The following is a 16,844-nucleotide window of genomic DNA, read 5'->3' as shown; positions in this document are numbered from 1 at the left end:
CGCCGGAAGAGATTCGGTAGACCCATAGGGGACTGTCACGGGTGGCCGGACCCGGAGGGTCGATGTGAGTGCACCCGAACAGACGGTCGTCGCCTCGGCCGGCTTCGCGTACGGCGTGGTCGGCGCGGACCTGCACGTCTTCGGCGACGGGTCCCCGCTCTACCTGCTGGAGGAGTTCCGGCCGACGCCACCGCCGGACCCGGGCTGGCTGCGCGAGCTGCCCAGCCGCATGCTGGACGCCCGCTCCGGCCTGGTCCCGTTCACCGGACGGGAGGCCGAGCGGGCCGACCTGCGCGAGTGGCTCGGATCGGCCGGCCGGCTGGCGGTGCGCTGGCTGTCCGGGCCGGGCGGCCAGGGCAAGACCAGACTGATCGAGGACGTCGCCGAGCAGGCCCGGGCCACGGGCTGGAAGGTGGTCGTCGCCGGCCAGGGCGTCGGGGCGTTCGTGCCGTCGCCGGGCAGCCAGGACCTGCGTACGGACAAGGCCGAAGGCGTCCTCCTGCTGATCGACTACGCCGACCGCTGGCCGCTGACGTCGTTGCTCTGGCTCTCCCGCAACGCGCTGCTGCACCGTCCGGGGGTGCGTACCCGGATCCTGCTGGCCGGGCGCGGCGCGACCAACTGGCGGGCCCTGCGCGGTGAGCTGGAGCGACCGGCGGTCGGGGCCGCCGCCTCCCGCATGGAGCTCGGAGCACTCCCGGTCTCCGACCGGCCGGCCATGTACGCCGCCGCCCGCACCGCCTTCGCCCGCGTGCACGACGTCGCTCCCCCACCGGACCCCGGCGTCGATCTCGACGGTGACCGCTTCGGGCTGACGCTGGCCGTGCACCTGGCCGCCCTGGTCGAGGTGGACGCGCGGGCCAACGGCGCGCGACCGGAGACCGATCCGGCCAAGCACACCCAGTACCTGCTCGACCGCGAGCACCTGCAGTGGACCCGGCTCCACGAGGGCGCCGTCCGCGGCCTCGACTTCGCGACCCCGCCGAGTGTCATGGCCCGGACGGTCTTCACGGCCGCTCTCACCGGGGCGCTGCCGGACGACGAGGGAAAGGCTCTCCTGGCCGAGGTCGAGAAGGAGATGCCGATCGAGCGGATCCTGCACGACCACGGTGTCTGCTACCCGTCGTCGCGGGTCCTGCAGCCGTTGCTGCCGGACCGGCTCGCCGAGGACTACCTCGCGCTCACCCTGACCGGCGGCCCCGAGGGTCAGCCCTGGTCCGGGTCGCGGCTGGCCGCGGTGCTGACAGGTGTCGACCCACGGCGACCGTTGACCTTCCTCATCGCGGCCGCGGCCCGGTGGCCGCACGTCGGGCCGGCCCATCTGTACCCGCTGCTGCGGAGCCGTCCCGCGCTCGCGGTGCAGGCGGGCAGCGAGGCACTGTCGGGGCTGGCCGCGATCGCCGAGGTGGACCTGACCATGCTGGCGGGAGTCGCCGACGTCCTGCCGCGCGGTCGCCACGTTGATCTCGACGACGGCATCGCGGCCGTCAGCACCCGCCTGCTCGCCGGTCGCCTGGCCGGCCCGGCCGATCCGGCGGAACGCGCGCGGGTGCTCATCGACCACACGATCCGGCTGCACCACGCGGGCCGCCACGAGGCGGCGGTGGAGACGGCATCGCGGGCCGTCGAGCTGCTGGCCGCCGCCGGTCCGGAGGACCATCTCGGCGACTACGCGAACTCGCTGAGCATCCGGGGCGCGTCGTTCGCCCTCGCCGGTGACTATCAGCGAGCGCTGAAGGACGCCCGAGACGCCGCGCAGCTGCACCATCGTCTCGCCCGGGTCCACGTGGGGCATCTGCCGGACCTGGCGACCTCGCTGATGAACATCGGCACCGTTCTGGCCGACCTGGGACGGGACGAGGAGGCGGTCGCCCCCACCGAGGACGCGGCGGCCCTGCTGCGGCGCGTCGCCGGGGCCTACCCGGAGCGCTACCTGCCCGACCTGGCCGGGAGTCTCATCAATCTGAGTGGCCGGTACCTCGCCGTCGGCCGTCGTGACGAGGCGTCCCGCGCCGCCGAGGAGGCCACCGCGATGTACCGAGGGCTGGTCGAGGACGACCGCCACCGGTATCTCGCGGACCTCGCGAACGCACTGGTGAACCTGACCGCTACCCGCCGGAGCACCGGCCGGCGCCCAGCCGCCCACGAGCCCGCCGACGAGGCCCTCGCCGTCGCGCGGGAGCTGGCCCGGAGCAATCCCGCGGCGCACCGGCCGGTCCTGGCCTTGGCACTGCACAACGTCGGCGCCTGCCTCGGCGACACCGGCCGCTACCCCGAAGCGCTCGCCCCCACGCTGGAGGCGATCGAGATCCGGGAGGACCTGGTCCGGGTCAACTCGCCGAAGTTCCAGCCGTTGCTGGCCACCTCGCTCAGCAACGCGGCCACCTTCGCCAGCACCCTCGGCCGGATCGACGAGGCCGTCGCGTTCGCCCGGCGGGCCCTGGAGCTGATGCGGGATCTGGTCGGCGACCAGGGTGAGCACATCCCGCAGTACGCCGGCGCGCTGCAGGTGGTCGCGGAGCATCTGCAGAGCACCGGACGGCACCCGGAGGCGTTGGCCGCGGTCAGCGAGGCCGTCCGGCTCCGGCGGCTGCTGGCCGGGGCGGACCTGATCGCCCATCGCCCGGCCCTCGGCGACTCGCTGGCCCGCCGGGCCGCCGTCCTGCGGGACATGGGCCGGCACGAGGACGCCCTCGCCGACGCCGAGGAAGCGGTGACAGTCTTCGCGCCCCTGGTCGAGCAGGACCGGGACACCTACCTGCCTGGCTACGTGACCGCTGTCGCCGTTCAGGGCGTCGCGCTCTCGGAGCTCGGTCACCACGAGGCGGCCGTCGTGGCCGGTGAAACGCAGGTGGCGCTGCTGCGCGACCTCGCCCGGGACAACCCCGGCCGGTACGAGGGCCAGCTCGCCACCGCCCTGAACAACCTGTACGTGCGGTACCGCGACCAGGGCCGGCATGCCGACGGGATGGCCTTCCTCGTGGAGGCGCACGACATCTACCAACGGCGGTGGCGGGCGAATCCGGACGGCGGTGCGGCCAACCTGGCCCTGATCGCCGCCAACCTCGGTGCGGCCGTGACCGGCCTCGGCCGGCTCACCGAAGGCCTGACGCTCGTGGAGAAGGCCGTCGCGCTCTACCGCGATCTCGCCGCCCGGCACCCGGAACGTTTCCTCGGCGACCTGGCCGCGACCCTCAACACCTACGCGGCAGTGCTCGCCGACCTCGGACGCGTCGACGACGCGTTGCGGGCCGCCGAGGAGGGCGTCGGCCACCTGCGCGAGCTCGCGGCGCGGGACCCGGACGCGTACGAGTTCCCGTACGCGGTCCTCAGCGACAGCGTGGCCATGCGCCTGGCCCAGCTCGGCCGGCACCCGCAGGCCCTGGGCCACAGCCGCAACGCCGTCTCGATCTTCCGCTCGTTGGCGGCCCGCCGCCCGCAGGCGCACCTGCCCCACCTCGCCCAGGTGCTCAACAACCTGGGGCTGCGCTACGTCGAGAACGACATGCTCGAACAATCGCTGGTGGCAGCCACGGAGGCCCTGGCCATCCTGCGGAACCTGCCACCGGAGGTCGCGGCAGCTCATGAACGGCTGACGGCCGAGGCCCTGACCACCATGGGCACGTCCCTCGGGGAAGCCGGTCGTAACGAGGAGAGCCGGCCGCTGCTCGAACGGGCGGTGGTGATCCGGCGCCGGATCGCGGCTCAGGGAACCGGCGTGCACAGTGTCGAGCTGGCCATCTGCCTCAACGCGCTGGCCGTGTGTCTCATCGCCCTCGGCCGGGACGGCGCGGCGCTGCCCGTCATGCGCGAGGCGGTGGCCGCGGCCCGGCAGGGATCACCGGCGGATGCCCACCAGCTGGTGCAGCTGCTGTGCAACTACGCCCTCATGAACCTGGACCGCGGCGCGCCGGGCCTCACCGAGGCGGTGTCCGCGGTCCGTGAGGGCCTGGACATGCTGCCTGGGCTGCATCCCGCGGCGCGGCAGGCTGTGACGCCGGCGGTGGCGGTCGCCTGCCGGGAGCTGCACATCATGCTGCGCAAGGCCGGCCGCGACCGCGAAGCCGCCCACCTCGTACGCCTCTACCAGGCCAATTTCCATCGTCCTGGAGGGCCGCCGGCACGCTCCACGTGACGGCTCCGTACGTCAGGTGCGGCACCAGATCGGCGGCCCGGTCGGAGACGCCCAGGTGCCGGAGGTCGAGAGCGTGCCTGACGGTTTGAAGCCGCACTGGTGGGGTAAACCGCCTGCCCCCAAGGTGAATCCGGAAAGACGGTGATCATGCATCGCGATGACCTGTTGACCGAGCTCCGGATACGCGCTCGCCTGTACGGCCGTAACCACGCCAGACGGGTCGTCCGGGCCGTCATGCACGCGCTGCGGAACGTCCTTCCCGACCCGGCGTATCTGAGCCTGGCCGGTCAATTGCCGGCCGAGGTCGGTCTCGTCGCCACCGATCGCCGGCACCACACCGGCTCAGCTCAGCAGCTCATCCGTGATGTCGCCGACGAGTTGCACGTCAGTGAACCGGACGCCGCCTTCTACACCCGCGTGACCCTCGAACAGCTCAATGCCTACTGTCGCGGTACCACCCCGGCCGGGCTCGCTGCGTCGCTTCCCGCCGACCTGCGTCCGCTGATGTCGGCCCGGGCCGAGGATCCGGCCCACCGCCACCGGCATCTGGTGGGGATGCTGGGTGCCGCGGTCACCAAGCTGAGTCTGGGGGCTCCCGCCCGTATCGACGAAGACGCAGCGGTCAGTCCGGCTGTGGCCGCCCGGCGGACGAGCACCACCGGTCGGCCGCAACGCCACCACGCGACCTGAGCCGAGCCGAGTCGGCCACCACGGCCGGGCCGGGGCGAAGATGGGAGTGGCAGAGAATCCGCGCGGAAAGGCCGACCATGTCCGGTGCAGCCTGGGTGACGTCCGTGACGATCGACTGCGCCGATCCGGTCCGGCTGGCCCGGTTCTGGGCCGATCTGCTCGGATTGCAGGTGAGGCCCCGGGAGAGCCGGTACGTGGCACTCACCCGTCCCGCCACCGGGACACCGGAGCTGGTCTTCCAGCCCGTACCGGAGAAGAAGGCCGGCAAGGTCCGCCTGCACCTCGACATCGGCGTGCACGACCTGGACGCGGCCCGCCGCCGCGCGGTGGAGCTCGGCGCCTCTCCCGCCGACGACCTCGACGATCCGGGCGACGATTCGCTGGTCGTGCTGCGCGATCCGGAGGGCAACGAGTTCTGCCTGATCCACCGGGCGGCCGGCGAGCTCTGAGGGGCCCGGCGGCGGCCTCAGCGGAGGCGTTCGCGGGTGTCCAGGTCCCAGAAGTGCAGGGCGTTGCCGCGGTCGCCGGTGGCCACGATCGTGCGCCCGGCGACGTCGGCGGTGGCCACGCAGCTCACGAAGTCCCGGTGCCCGTCGTAGCGGAACTCGCCGGGTGCGCCGGCCCCGTACGCGTTCACCCCGACCACCCGATCCTCGGCCGTGACCAGCACGACGGCGCCCGCGGCGACCGTTGCCCGGTGGCTCCATCCCCGCTTCGACCGGTGCCGGCTGAGCACCGTGCGGGTGGCGACGTCGATCACCTGGACGTCGGCAGCCTCCTCCGGGTGGTATCCCGTGCCGCCGGCGAACGCATCGATCCCCTGGACCACCACGAGCCTTCCGTCCAGCATGGCCAGCGCCCCGACCTCGCACTCCTCCGGCACGGCCATGGGTTCGTACAGCGGTTCGCCGGTGGTCACGTCCCACAGGGTCAGCGTCGGGCTGTCGTCGTCGCCGGAGCTGTCGTACCCGATCGTCAAAGCGACGAGCCGCCCGTCCAGCACGCCGAGGTCCGTGCGGCTCACCCGCAGGCCTGCGCCGGTCCGCAGCTCGGCAACGGGCTCGCTGGTCACGGCATCCCAGATCCGCAGGACGCCGTCCGCGGTGCCGATCCCCACCACCGCGCGACCGTCCACCTCGGCCGGGCTGATCCCGGCGATCCGTTCGTCCAGCCGGGCCAGCGGCTCACTGCGAGCGACGCCGGCGTGGAACTGCCGGCGCAGCACCGCCCCGCTCCCGTCGCCGGTGACCAGGATGTCGCCGTCCGGGCCGGTGAAGGCGACGTGCGTGACCTCCGCGGCGTGGCCGGTGAGCGCCGGGCCGAGGGCCTGCCCGGTGGCCGCGTCCCACAGGCGCACGGTCCGGTCGGCGCCACCGGAGGCGAACACCGGCCGGCCCTGCCACCGGCCGGCGGCGACGGTGTGGAGGGCGTCGGTGTGACCGCTGCTCGCGGCCGGTGCGCGCAGTCGCCACAGGCGCGGTGCACCGGTCGCCGCGTGGGACACCACGACGGGTTCGCCGTTGCGCTCGGCCACGTGCACGGCGACGATGCGATCGCCGTGGCCGCTCCAGGGCCCGCCGACGCGGGCACCGGTGGCGGCGTCCCACACGCGTACGGTCTTGTCCCAGCTTCCCGAAGCCACCACGGTCCGGCCGGCCACGGTGCCGAAGGCCAGGGCGGTCAGACCCTGGGAGTGACCGGCCAGGGGCGGCGCGACGGCCGCGCCGGTGGCCGGATCGAACACGTGCACCGCGTTGTCCTTGCCGCCGGCGGCGAGCACCGCCCGGTCGCCGATCCGGCCGGCGGCGATCCTCGACACGGAGCTGAGGAGTCCCCGGTACGGCCGGCCCAACGACTCACCGGTGACGGCGTCCCATGACTGGACCGTACGGCCGATCGCCACAGCCACCGCCGCCCGGTCGCCGATCCGGGTGAACACCACGTCGGCCGGACGATCGTCGGCGGTGGTGTGCGCCAGCGGGACCTCGGCGAGCAGCGCGCCGGCATCGGGATCCCAGACGCTGAGGCCGACGCCGCTGTCCCGGCCACCGGTGACGAGGGCGAACACTCTCCGGCCGGCCACTTCGCCGGCCGCGATCCGATCGGCGGGCAGGTCCAGCCGAGCCACCGGACGCCCGGCTTCGAGGTCCCACAGGCGCATGGGCTGCCCGCGCTGCAGGACGACGGCACGGCCGGCGTCGCCCGTGGCACCGATGACGCTGTCGTCCGGTGATCCGCCGTAGAACGGGCTGCCGAACTCCCGTCCGCTCCGCGCGTCGAACAAGCGCAGTGCTCCCCCGGCGCCGCCCAGGGCAACAGTGGGGCACCCGTCGACCTCGCCCAGAGCTACCCGTGACATACCGCCGTCCGTCAGCGCCGTGCGCCGGGTCCCCTGCGACGAGCGCACCCACAGCGCGGACGAGCCGTCCCGGTCGACCGTGACCGCGAAGAAGCCGTCGGGGAGACTGCCCAATGCCACCCGCGCGCACTCGCCGTCGTATCCGGCGAAGGAGTCCGGGAAGACCTGCTGCCCGGTGATCAGATCCCACAGCGTCAGCGGCGATGCCGCCTTGCCGGAGCGGGCGGCGAGCAGCAGCGGCCGCCGGTGCACCGTCGCGACATCGATCTCCTGGACGTCGTCGAAGGGTGGCGCCGTCGGCAGCGCGGCGCCGGTGGTCACGTCCCACAGCGAGACCTTGCAGGCGGCGTGGTGATCGAGGAAGGCGACCAGCAGCCGGCCGTCGTGGTCCACCGCCGCCATCCGGAAGACGGACCCGGAGAAGTCACAGCTGAACGGCTCACCGTACGGCTCTCCGGTCAGCGCGTCGTACAGCCGCAGGGATCTGGCCGACTCCTGCGCCACGAGGAGGTGCCGGCCCTGGAACTCCGTGAGACACCAGCCGTTGCGGCGGTCGTGCCGAACGATCCGCGCGCCCGTCTGTACATCGTGGACCGCCAGGCCGGATCCGGCGCCGATCAGGACCGGCCGTCCGTCGAGCATGGTGAGGGAGATGCCGCGGGGTTTCACGGGCAGCGGCACGCCGACCGGTGAACCCGTCACCGCGTCCCGTACGACGACGGTTCCGCTGGGCCGGCCCGCAGTCGCGACCAGGCCGCCCGCGCCGAGCGTCAGGGCATCGTGCTGCTCGCGGCGCAGTCCAGAGTGGTCCGGCAGCACCGCGCCGGTGGCCAGGTCGACCGCCCTGAGGAAGCCGGGCTCACCGTCGCCCGGGGCCGGCACCGCCAGCACCGGGCGTCCGCCGGCCGTCACCATCGTCGCGGACCAGGTCCGGTCGGCCGAACCGCGCAGCAGGAGATGGGGCGCGGCGTCGGGATCCTCGACCCAGCCGGACTCCGCCGGTGGTGGTGTCAGGGCTTCCATCCGCGGCAGCCTAGTGGGCGGCACCCGTGGTGGGTGCCGCCCGGTCGTGCGGTCCGAGGGTTACTTGAGCCAGGGCAGGCGCTGCACCAGCGGCAGGCGGGCCCACATCTTGCCCAGGCCGAGGGTGTCACCGGCAGCGGTCAGGGCGAGCACGGCCAGGACACCGGCGTAGATCAGGTGGTCGTCCATGAACGGGTTGTTCTCCGGAGGCAGCACCGCGGTCCACATGAGCACCAGCAACAGACTGCCCGCCGCCGCGGCCAGGCGCATACCGATCCCGGCGATCAGGGCGATACCGATACCGGCCAGGCCGAGCATGAACAGCCAGTCGGCCCAGGCCGCACCGGCGATGGAGTGGTAGACACCCTCGAACGGACCCGCGACCGCGTTGCCCAGGAAACCCTTGGTCGGGCTGCCACCGTTGATCCACGCACCCTTGTCGGGGGTGGCCATACCGAGGCCGAACAGCTTGTCGATGAACGCCCACAGGAACACCCAGCCCAGGGCCAGACGCAACCCGGCGAGGGTGAAACGGGTGGCCTTGCTCCGGCGGGTCTCGGTGACGGTCGCTCCGGCGGCGCCGATGGAAACCACGGTGCCGTCGCGCTCAGAAGTGATGGTCTTGGGGTGCTGGACGGCGGTCATGGCGTCCACGTCCTTCCGGGTCGTTGTGTACACCCCTATTCCAGCCGCGATCGGCGCCGGTGATCAGTGCCGCACTGCCGTACCTTCCGGGACCTTCGGCCCCCCGGGCGACGGGCCGAGCAGGTACTGCCGCACGGTCGGGGTGAGCCAGGCGATGAGGTCGGCCCGTTCCATGGCGACCACCGGGGGCAGCTTGAGCACGTACCGGCACAGCGCCAGCCCGAGCACCTGGCTGGACACCAGCCCGGCCCGGGTGTGCGGCTGGTCCGGGGCCACCCGCTCGGCCAACGGGCCCAGCTGGGCCGCGAAGATCTGCCGCATGCGCTCGGCGGCGGCCGGGTTCGTCACGCCGGCCCGCAGCAGGGCCATCAGCGTGTCGTCGCCCTCCCAGCGGTCCAGGAAGTGCCCGACGAGCAGGGCGGCGATCTCGTCCACCGGTACGCCGGACAGCTCCGGCAACCGCAGGTCGAACTCGGCCGCCGCGGCGAACAGGCGTTCCTTGTTGCCGTAGTAGCGCATCACCATCGACGGGTCGATGGCCGCGTCCGCCGCGATGGCCCGGATGGTGGCCCGCTCGTACCCGTCGGCGGCGAACCTTTCCCGGGCCGCGCGCAGGATCGCCGCCCGGGTGCCGTCGGATCGCCGTGGTCGTTCTTCGCTCATGCCAACAAGTGTATGCCAACACATGTTGACCCGCGCGCCGAGGAGGGTTACCTTCGTGTCAACAGATGTTGGCAAACAAACGTTGGCAGGTGACTCGAATGCTCCCCGCAACCACCGATGTCCTGATCGTCGGCGCTGGTCCCGTGGGCCTGGCCACGGCCGCCGCCCTCACCGGGGCCGGGGTCGACGTCACGGTCGTCGACCGCGCCGCGACCGCCGCGCACACCAGCCGGGCCGCCGTGGTGCACGCACACACGCTCGAGGTGCTCGACCGGATCGGCGCGGCCGATCCGCTGGCCGCGGCCGGCATCCCGGCGCCGCGCTTCACCATCCGCGACCGCGACCGCACCCTGGTCCCGATCTCGTTCGCCGGCCTGCCCACCCGTTTCCCGTACGCGCTGATGGTGCCGCAGTCGACCACCGAGGCCGTGCTGCACGACCGGCTGGTGGCCGCCGGCGGCCGGGTGCTGCGCGGCTACGAGGCCGTCGGCCTGTCCGGCGGCACGGTGACCTTCGCCAACGGCGAGAGCGTCACCGCCCGCTACGTGGTCGCCGCCGACGGCATGCGCAGCACCATCCGCGAGCTGGCCGGCATCGGCTTCGGCGACCCGTCGTCCGGCGGCGAGTCGTTCACCCTTGCCGACGTGAAGGTCGACGGCGGCCCGCCCCGCGACGAGGTCGTGCTGTACTTCTCCGGCGCCGGCCTGCTCGTCTGGGCGCCGCTGCCCGACGGCACGGTCCGCCTCGTGGCCGCCGTCGACGACGCACCCGAGCATCCCGGCACCGCGTACGTGCAGTCCCTGCTGGACCACCGCGGACCCGCCCGCTCCCCCGCCCAGGTCGCCGACGTGGTCTGGGGTTCGCGGTTCCGCGTCCACCATCGCGTCGCGGACACCTTCCGCGCCGGCCCGGTCCTGCTGGCCGGCGACGCCGGCCACGTGCACAGCCCGGCCGGTGGCCAGGGCATGAACCTCGGCCTCAAGGACGGCCTCGCGCTGGCCGACGCCCTCACCGAGGCGTTGCGGTCCGGCTCCGAGGCACCCCTCGACCGGTACGCGGCCGAGCGCCGTCCCGTGGCGCAGGCCGTGGTCGGCTTCGCCTCGCAGCTGACCCGCTTGGCGACCGTGCCGGCACCGCTGCGTCCGGTCCGCAACGCGCTGCTGTCCACGCTCGCCCGGATTCCGGCGTTCCGCCGCCGGCTGGCGTACCGGCTCTCCGGGCTCGACCAGCGCCACACCGGCCCGGCGGCTGGGGAAGAATCGCAGCATGGAATCGAGCGAACCGGCCACCGAGCCTCAGGCACGTGATCGAGACGCCGCCGGGCGGCCCCGCAACGCCCGGCCCCGCGACGGGCTGGGCCGGCCGCTGCCCAAGGGGATGCCCGGCGTGCCGACCACGCCCGACGATCTGGTCCTGCCGCCCGTCGAGGCGCTGCGCGAGGCCCAGCGCCTGCTCGACGGCGGGCGGCCGTTCCACGCCCACGAGGTGCTCGAAGCGGCCTGGAAGGCGTCCGACCAGCCGGAACGCGAGTTCTGGCGGGGCCTGGCCCAGCTCGCGGTCGGCCTGACCCACGCCCGGCGGGGCAACACCGAGGGCGCGGCACGGCTGCTGCGGCGGGCGGCGGACCGGATCGAGGACTACGCCGCGGCGCCGCCGTACGGCGTACCCGTGGCGGCGCTGACCGCCTGGGCGCGGAGCACGGCGCAGCTCATCGACCGTGCTGACGGCAGCCTGTCGGACCAGGCACTGACACCGGAACTCCGGCCCACAGGGCTACCGTGGGCGGGTGCTGTGGACAGCTGAGGAACTGCGCCGCCGGCTGGACCGGGCCCGGCAGGAGGTGACCCGGCAGGGCTGGACGGCCCTGCTGGTCACGCCCGGCCCCGACCTGCGCCATCTGACCGGTTACGAGGCGATGCCGCTGGAACGGCTCACCTGCCTGGTGCTGCCGGCCGCCGGCGAGGCGACCCTGATCGTCCCCCGGCTGGAACGGGCCGCCGCCGAGGCCGCGCTCGGTGACCTGCGGCTCCGGCTGGCCGATCATCCCGACGGCGGTGACGCCGCGGGGCTGCTGGCCGGCACGCTGCCGGACACAACCGGGGTGGTCGGCGTCGTGGACGCCATGCCCGCCGCCCACCTGCTCCCCCTGCAACGCTTGCTGCCCGGCCTGCGCTGGGCGGAAGCCGGCCGGGCGACCGGAGCGCTGCGGGCGGCGAAGTCACCGGCGGAGATCGCCGCGCTGGCCGAGGCCGGGGCCGCCATCGACGACGTGCACCGCCGGATGCACCGCTGGCTGCGCCCGGGCCGCACCGAGGCCGAGGTCGCCGCCGACATCGACGTGGCCATCCGCGACGCCGGGCACGCCCGCACGGACTTCGTCATCGTCGCGGCCGGCCCGAACGCCGCCAGCCCGCACCACAGCAGCGGGCGGCGGATCATCGAACGCGGCGACCCGGTGGTCGTCGACATCGGCGGCACGATGCCGAGCGGCTACTGCTCCGACTGCACCCGCACGTACATCATCGGGCCGTCGGCACCCGCGGACTTCACCGACTACTACGCCGTGCTCCAGGCCGCCCAGCGGGCCGCAGTGGCCGCCGTCCGGCCCGAGGTGAGCGCCGAGGCAGTGGACGCCGCCGCGCGCATCCCCATCGAGCAGGCCGGCTACGGGGCGCTGTTCCTGCACCGCACCGGTCACGGGATCGGGCTGGAGACGCACGAGGACCCGTACATCGTCGCGGGCAACACTGATCCCCTGGTGGCGGGCATGGCGTTCTCCGTCGAGCCGGGCATCTACCGGGCCGGCGCGCACGGGGCCCGGATCGAGGACATCGTCGTCTGCACCACGGACGGCGTACGGCGGCTCAACACCACCGACACCGCCCTGGTCCACCTCTAACGCTCGTTCAGGACCAACCCGTGGGTACCGGAAATGCGGCGAGCCGCTACGGTTTACGACATGACGACCTACTCGGGTCCGGCAACGCTGATCCTCGTCGACGGCGCACGCGTCACCGGCATGGCTTCGCTCGGCACCAACAACCGGGGGAATCTCAACGGCTGGAGCGGCACGTTCCGGCCCAACGAGGTCAGCACGGACATCCGCAACGCGACCGAGGGACTGCAGCTGGAGCTGCCCTACGACCAGATCGGTGAGGTCGCCGTGACCGGCGTCCGCAAGCTGCTGGCCACCCAGGTGCTGATGTCACTGGTCGGTCGCGGGCCCGCACCCTTCTGAGGCTTCCTCGCGGCCACCGGCTATCCCGCGCTGGGCGGCGGCGGCCTGCACATCGCGCACGTGCTCTGGGGCGGCCTGCTCATGCTGGCCGGCCTCGGCGCCGCACTGGCCCTGACCGGGCGGGCGGCCCAGCTGGGCGCGGCCGTGCTGGGCGGCGCCGGCTTCGGGCTGTTCATCGAGGTCGGCACGTTCGTCACCGAACCGACCGACTACTTCTACCGGCCGGCCGCCGGCCTCATCTGCCTCGCCTTCGCGGCGCTGGCCGTACTCATCGGACGGGTCCGCCGCAGCCCGGCCACGCCGGACCGGATCACCGCCGAGGCCGCGCAGCCGGCCCTCACCGGGGTCACCTCGGGGCTGACGGCCCGGCGGCGCGCCGCCGCGTTATGGCTGGTCGAGGGCTCCGACCGGGAGGCCGACCGGGCGGTGGCCCGGCTGCTCGCCGCGGTGCCACCCAGGCGTGACGTATGGCACGAGCGCCGGCAGGCGGCCGTGGACCTGATCCGGGCCACGGCCGACCCCGGCGCGCCGGACCCGGCTGGTGGCGGTGAGCGTCGGCGCAGTCATCTTGCCGCCGTTGGTCACGATGATCGGGCGCCACCGGCGAGGCCCTGACCGGCGACCTCGTCCGCGACCCGGAACTCGGTGCCACCCTGGCGGTGGTGGTCTCGGCTGTGCTTGCCGTACGGGCGCTGGTGCGGCTGGGCCGCGACCGGGCGGCGGCGTTCCCCGTCCGGAGGCCGCCGAGATCGGCCGAAGAACAGGTCACTCATCCGCGGTGTGGGACCTCACTTGTGAGAGGCTGAGACGTACCTCTACGACCCGCCCTGGCCCTATGTTCCGAGCCGTTGCGCTGAATCTCTGCCGACGGCCCGGAGAGGGCACCCGATGAGCAGTCCTCCCATCGATGGTCCATCGAGCACGCTGCACCGCCTGTGGAGGGTGGCGATGACTGCGCGGGGTCGCCTCGAGCTGGGATCCGAGGTACTGGACGTCGTGCTGGGCCTGCCGGGTGCGGTCGCCGCCGGCTACGTCGACCGGGACCTTGACGGCCGTACGGAACGGGCCCGGTGGGCCACTCCCCACGGCCATGCTCCCGTCTCCGGTGAGCTGGCAGCCGAACTCGAGCGGCTCGTGAGCCGCCGGCAGGAGCCGGTGCTGGTCGTGGCGCCGGCCGCCGGCGCGAACACTCTGGTCGTTGCCGGCTTCACCGCGTCGTCCGGCGCGTCCGCCGACCTGTGTGTGGTGTTCGGCGCAGCCGCGAAGCCGCCGCCGGTCGCTTATTTCCTCCAGGTCGTCGAGGTCGGCCGCCGGGCGCTGGATCGTCTCGACCGGCGGTCCCTGCTCGAGGAGGTGGCGAGCCGTGACGCACTGCTGGCCGAGGCGTCTTTGCAGATGGACGCGGTTCTGGACGTTGCCCAGACCGCGAAACGAGTGGCCCGGATGGCCGTCCCGGCGGTTGCCGAGGGATGTCTGGTCCACCTCGCCGCCGGCAACACTGTGGTGCTGACGGCCGGCGTCCACGTCGACGCCCGGCGGCGGTGGCCGCGCGATGTCACCGAGCTTCACCTGCACTGGTTGAACGACCTGATCACGCGGACGACAGCGGACCCGGTTGTGCCGGAGGGTGAGACGCAGCTGCTGTCGCCCGAGGCTGCCGCGGCGCTCGGGGCACGGTCGCTGGCGATCGCGACCCTGCGGGCCCGTGGTCGCCTGCTCGGCGCGGTGGTCTTCCTCTTCGACCGAGCCGCCGACCGCCTCCCCGACCCGTCGTTCCTGCGCGACCTCGCCCGGCGGGCGGCGCTGGCGATCGACAACGCCCAGTTGTACGAGCAGCGCCGGCGTGACGTCATCACGTTGCAGCATCATCTCCTGCCGGCCGAGTTGCAGCTCATCGCCGGGGTGCAGACGGCCGCCACCTACGCGGTCGCCGACGAGACGCTCGAAGTCGGCGGGGACTTCTACGACGTGGTGCCGCAGACCAACGGTGGCGCAGCGTTGATCGGCGACGTGTGTGGCCGGGGCGTCAGCGCCGCCGCGTTGACCGGTATGGCGCGGCACACCCTCAGCACGCTGCTGCACGAGGGAATGTCCGGCGAACGCGCGCTGTCACGGCTCAACGCGGTGCTGCGCCACGACGGATCCTGGCGTTTCGTCACCGGCGCCGTCGCCACCTTCCGCCGGCAATCCGACGGTGGCCTCGCCGTACGGCTGGCGTCGGCCGGGCACCCCGCGCCCCTGGTGCTGCGGGCATCCGGCCAGGTCTTGTCGGCCCAGGGCGGCGGAGTTCTGCTCGGAGTCGCCGAGCCGGCCCGGATCGGCAGCTCCCGGTTGCGCTTGGCGCCGGGCGACACGCTGCTGATGTTCACCGACGGGCTGACCGAGGCCCGCGACGCGCACGGGACGATGTTCGAGGACGCCGCCCTGCGCCCCTCCCTCGAGGGAATGCAGACCACCTCGGTGGCTGTGCTGGTGAAGAAGCTGGCCGGGCTGGCCGCCGACTTCGGCCAAGTCGGCACCGACGACATCGCCGTCCTGGGGTTGCGGCCCACCCTCCGATCGAACGGACCGAGCAGCAGCGATGAGTGACCAGCTGATTCTGGTGGTCGAGGACGCCGACTCCGACGTCGAAGCCATCCACCGCGCGATCCACCGTTCCCACCCCGACATCCGCCTCGAATTCATCCGCCACGGCTCAGCCGTGCTGCCCCGGCTCACGGATCCGCTCGCGGCACTACCCGTCCTGGTCCTGCTGGACCTGAACATGCCGGGAGACAACGGTCTCACCGTCCTGACGAACATCCGGGCGGTGCTCGCCCTCGAAGAGGTCATCGTCGTGGTGTTCACGTCGTCGGCCGAGCAGGCCGAGGCTGAGGCCTGCTACGCCGCCGGCGCGGACAGCTACATCTACAAGCCGATCAACTTCGCCCTGTTCCAGACCGTGCTGCGAGGCACCATCGACTATTGGCGATCGCGGTGGGCCGGGCCGGACGTCCCGGCCGAGCCGGGAGGGAACGTCAGCCAGACGGTGGTGCCGCCGGTCGCGGACGACTCCGCCCAGGCCTGACCGCCGTGCCGCCCGGCAGATGACGGCGCCGGGGCCGGCATCGACACCCGCACCTCGGCCTCGGCCAGCCGCGGGCCGGCGACTTCCAGTGCCCGGACCGTCGCGTCGTGCACGTCGACCTCCTCGGTTCGCAGGTCACCACGCCCGAGCCGGGAGTAGTGGAGCAGCGAGTTCAGCAGTTCGTCCATCCGGACGGCCAGCCGTTGGATGGTCTCCAGCCGCCGCGACGACAGCGCGTCCATGGCGGCGCCGGCGTCCGGACGGGCTCCGCCGGATCGATCGCCCACCGCCGCTGCACCGTCCGCCCGGGCCGTAGCCAGGCGGTGCAGTCACCGGCCCGGCCCAGCGGCAGCACCATCGCCCCGGCCAAGGACGCGGCGTACTTCGCCAGCACCGGCGAATGCGCACCGAGGCAGTCCGAGTGCCACGGCTCGCCCGGCCGCAGCGGCGGCATCACAGCGAACAACTCGTCCACCGCCGCCGCACCGGGATCCATGCCGTGCACCGTCACCCGATCACCGATCCGCACGGCGACAGCGCTCGACGCGACGACCTCGTCGAGCCCGGCCGGGCCGTCCGCCCACCCGGAGGACAGGTCCGGCGCGATCGTCTCCCGCAGCCCCGTGATCACCTCCCGGGCCCGGTCGCGCCCCGCGGCCTCGTCCCGCGCGCGTAACCCGGCGATGTGCAGGGAGAGGGCCACCGCGAACAACTCGCAGGCCGCGCAGGGTCGCCGGGATGAGCAGCGCGGCCCGGTCCTCGACGTCGGCGATGACCCGGATCCAGTTCTTCTCGTACAGGCGACGGGCCTGCGGCGGGATCCTCGGCGATGACCTCGCCGGGCCCGTCGGGCGACTCGAACCGGTACGCCACGACCCGCTCGTAGCCGGTGATCGCGCGCACCTCCGCGACGGCGGCCCGGCACGCCGCTCGTACGGAGCCGGCCCGCTGCAGCCGCACCAACGCCTGACGGCTCCGGGCGTGGACGAGCGAGAAGGAGGCGTGGTCGCCGCCGGCCGAAGGC

At 73.3% G+C, this 16,844-nt stretch carries 15 protein-coding genes; 10 read left to right on the top strand and 5 right to left on the bottom strand.

The features are described 5' to 3' along the window. Positions 1–64: 64 nt before the first annotated feature. The 3 genes from ACZ6S4_RS28910 to ACZ6S4_RS28900 all read left to right on the top strand — a co-directional run bounded on the left by ACZ6S4_RS28910 (position 65) and on the right by ACZ6S4_RS28900 (position 5,274). Positions 65–4,135, top strand: coding sequence for a tetratricopeptide repeat protein (locus ACZ6S4_RS28910; protein ID WP_465477916.1), 4,071 nt, complete (start codon positions 65–67; stop codon positions 4,133–4,135). Between the two features lie 147 nt (positions 4,136–4,282). Next, on the top strand, positions 4,283–4,825 hold the full coding sequence (locus ACZ6S4_RS28905) for a DUF2267 domain-containing protein (RefSeq protein WP_465477915.1): 543 nt from the start codon (positions 4,283–4,285) through the stop codon (positions 4,823–4,825). A gap of 104 nt (positions 4,826–4,929) precedes the next feature. Next, the gene (locus tag ACZ6S4_RS28900) at positions 4,930–5,274 is read left to right on the top strand and encodes a VOC family protein (RefSeq protein WP_465477914.1); all 345 of its coding nucleotides are present in this window, start codon (positions 4,930–4,932) and stop codon (positions 5,272–5,274) included. Positions 5,275–5,291: 17 nt separating this feature from the next. Here ACZ6S4_RS28900 and ACZ6S4_RS28895 read toward each other — a convergent pair whose 3' ends face one another. The 3 genes from ACZ6S4_RS28895 to ACZ6S4_RS28885 all read right to left on the bottom strand — a co-directional run bounded on the left by ACZ6S4_RS28895 (position 5,292) and on the right by ACZ6S4_RS28885 (position 9,515). Further along, complete coding sequence (locus tag ACZ6S4_RS28895) at positions 5,292–8,207, bottom strand: WD40 repeat domain-containing protein (protein ID WP_465477913.1); 2,916 nt, start codon at positions 8,205–8,207, stop codon at positions 5,292–5,294. A 60-nt stretch (positions 8,208–8,267) separates the two neighbouring features. Next, positions 8,268–8,852: a hypothetical protein gene (locus tag ACZ6S4_RS28890; protein WP_465477912.1), complete on the bottom strand. Its 585-nt coding sequence runs from the start codon at positions 8,850–8,852 to the stop codon at positions 8,268–8,270. Between the two features lie 63 nt (positions 8,853–8,915). Next, positions 8,916–9,515 carry a TetR/AcrR family transcriptional regulator gene (locus tag ACZ6S4_RS28885; protein ID WP_465477911.1) on the bottom strand — a complete coding sequence of 200 codons (600 nt, stop codon included), beginning with the start codon at positions 9,513–9,515 and terminating at the stop codon, positions 8,916–8,918. Positions 9,516–9,613: 98 nt separating this feature from the next. On the opposite strand from ACZ6S4_RS28885, the gene ACZ6S4_RS28880 reads away from it, so the two are divergent. The 5 genes from ACZ6S4_RS28880 to ACZ6S4_RS28860 are packed head-to-tail and all read left to right on the top strand — an operon-like array spanning position 9,614 to position 13,368. Continuing rightward, positions 9,614–10,822, top strand: a complete 1,209-nt coding sequence (locus tag ACZ6S4_RS28880) for an FAD-dependent oxidoreductase (protein ID WP_465477910.1) — start codon at positions 9,614–9,616, stop codon at positions 10,820–10,822. Beyond that, the gene (locus tag ACZ6S4_RS28875; RefSeq protein ID WP_465477909.1) at positions 10,782–11,318 is read left to right on the top strand and encodes a DUF309 domain-containing protein; all 537 of its coding nucleotides are present in this window, start codon (positions 10,782–10,784) and stop codon (positions 11,316–11,318) included. Before ACZ6S4_RS28880 ends, ACZ6S4_RS28875 begins: the two co-directional genes overlap by 41 nt. Continuing rightward, positions 11,305–12,414: a M24 family metallopeptidase gene (locus ACZ6S4_RS28870; RefSeq protein ID WP_465477965.1), complete on the top strand. Its 1,110-nt coding sequence runs from the start codon at positions 11,305–11,307 to the stop codon at positions 12,412–12,414. The genes ACZ6S4_RS28875 and ACZ6S4_RS28870 overlap by 14 nt, the downstream gene beginning before the upstream one ends. Positions 12,415–12,474: 60 nt before the next feature. Next, positions 12,475–12,753 carry a hypothetical protein gene (locus ACZ6S4_RS28865; RefSeq protein WP_360552794.1) on the top strand — a complete coding sequence of 93 codons (279 nt, stop codon included), beginning with the start codon at positions 12,475–12,477 and terminating at the stop codon, positions 12,751–12,753. Positions 12,754–12,813: 60 nt separating this feature from the next. Further along, a complete protein-coding gene (locus ACZ6S4_RS28860) occupies positions 12,814–13,368 on the top strand; it encodes a hypothetical protein (protein WP_465477908.1) in 555 nt (184 codons plus the stop codon). Here ACZ6S4_RS28860 and ACZ6S4_RS28855 read toward each other — a convergent pair. Next, positions 13,335–13,526, bottom strand: coding sequence for a hypothetical protein (locus ACZ6S4_RS28855; protein ID WP_465477907.1), 192 nt, complete (start codon positions 13,524–13,526; stop codon positions 13,335–13,337). The genes ACZ6S4_RS28860 and ACZ6S4_RS28855 overlap by 34 nt on opposite strands. A gap of 175 nt (positions 13,527–13,701) precedes the next feature. Between ACZ6S4_RS28855 and ACZ6S4_RS28850 the strand changes: the two genes are divergently transcribed. Beyond that, on the top strand, positions 13,702–15,342 hold the full coding sequence (locus ACZ6S4_RS28850) for a PP2C family protein-serine/threonine phosphatase (protein ID WP_465477906.1): 1,641 nt from the start codon (positions 13,702–13,704) through the stop codon (positions 15,340–15,342). Continuing rightward, positions 15,335–15,820, top strand: a complete 486-nt coding sequence (locus ACZ6S4_RS28845; RefSeq protein ID WP_465477905.1) for a response regulator — start codon at positions 15,335–15,337, stop codon at positions 15,818–15,820. The genes ACZ6S4_RS28850 and ACZ6S4_RS28845 overlap by 8 nt, the downstream gene beginning before the upstream one ends. A gap of 172 nt (positions 15,821–15,992) precedes the next feature. Here ACZ6S4_RS28845 and ACZ6S4_RS28840 read toward each other — a convergent pair whose 3' ends face one another. Next, positions 15,993–16,523 (bottom strand): GAF domain-containing protein, encoded by a 531-nt coding sequence (locus ACZ6S4_RS28840; RefSeq protein ID WP_465477904.1) that lies wholly within the window; start codon positions 16,521–16,523, stop codon positions 15,993–15,995. Positions 16,524–16,844 lie beyond the last annotated feature (321 nt).

The sequence above is a fragment of the Actinoplanes sp. NPDC051405 genome, from assembly GCF_055586185.1.
Note: the sequence above shows the minus strand (reverse complement) of the source record. Positions and strands in the feature narration are given on the sequence as shown.

Bases quoted from the DNA above. Each gene is read 5' to 3' on its own strand.
- ACZ6S4_RS28905 (WP_465477915.1), top strand. From the start codon at position 4,283: ATGCATCGCGATGACCTGTTGACCGAGCTCCGGATACGCGCTCGCCTG.
- ACZ6S4_RS28845 (WP_465477905.1), top strand. From the start codon at position 15,335: ATGAGTGACCAGCTGATTCTGGTGGTCGAGGACGCCGACTCCGACGTC.
- ACZ6S4_RS28890 (WP_465477912.1), bottom strand. From the start codon at position 8,852: ATGACCGCCGTCCAGCACCCCAAGACCATCACTTCTGAGCGCGACGGC.
- ACZ6S4_RS28880 (WP_465477910.1), top strand. From the start codon at position 9,614: ATGCTCCCCGCAACCACCGATGTCCTGATCGTCGGCGCTGGTCCCGTG.
- ACZ6S4_RS28895 (WP_465477913.1), bottom strand. From the start codon at position 8,207: ATGGAAGCCCTGACACCACCACCGGCGGAGTCCGGCTGGGTCGAGGAT.
- ACZ6S4_RS28855 (WP_465477907.1), bottom strand. From the start codon at position 13,526: ATGAGTGACCTGTTCTTCGGCCGATCTCGGCGGCCTCCGGACGGGGAA.
- ACZ6S4_RS28850 (WP_465477906.1), top strand. From the start codon at position 13,702: ATGACTGCGCGGGGTCGCCTCGAGCTGGGATCCGAGGTACTGGACGTC.
- ACZ6S4_RS28865 (WP_360552794.1), top strand. From the start codon at position 12,475: ATGACGACCTACTCGGGTCCGGCAACGCTGATCCTCGTCGACGGCGCA.
- ACZ6S4_RS28885 (WP_465477911.1), bottom strand. From the start codon at position 9,515: ATGAGCGAAGAACGACCACGGCGATCCGACGGCACCCGGGCGGCGATC.
- ACZ6S4_RS28875 (WP_465477909.1), top strand. From the start codon at position 10,782: ATGGAATCGAGCGAACCGGCCACCGAGCCTCAGGCACGTGATCGAGAC.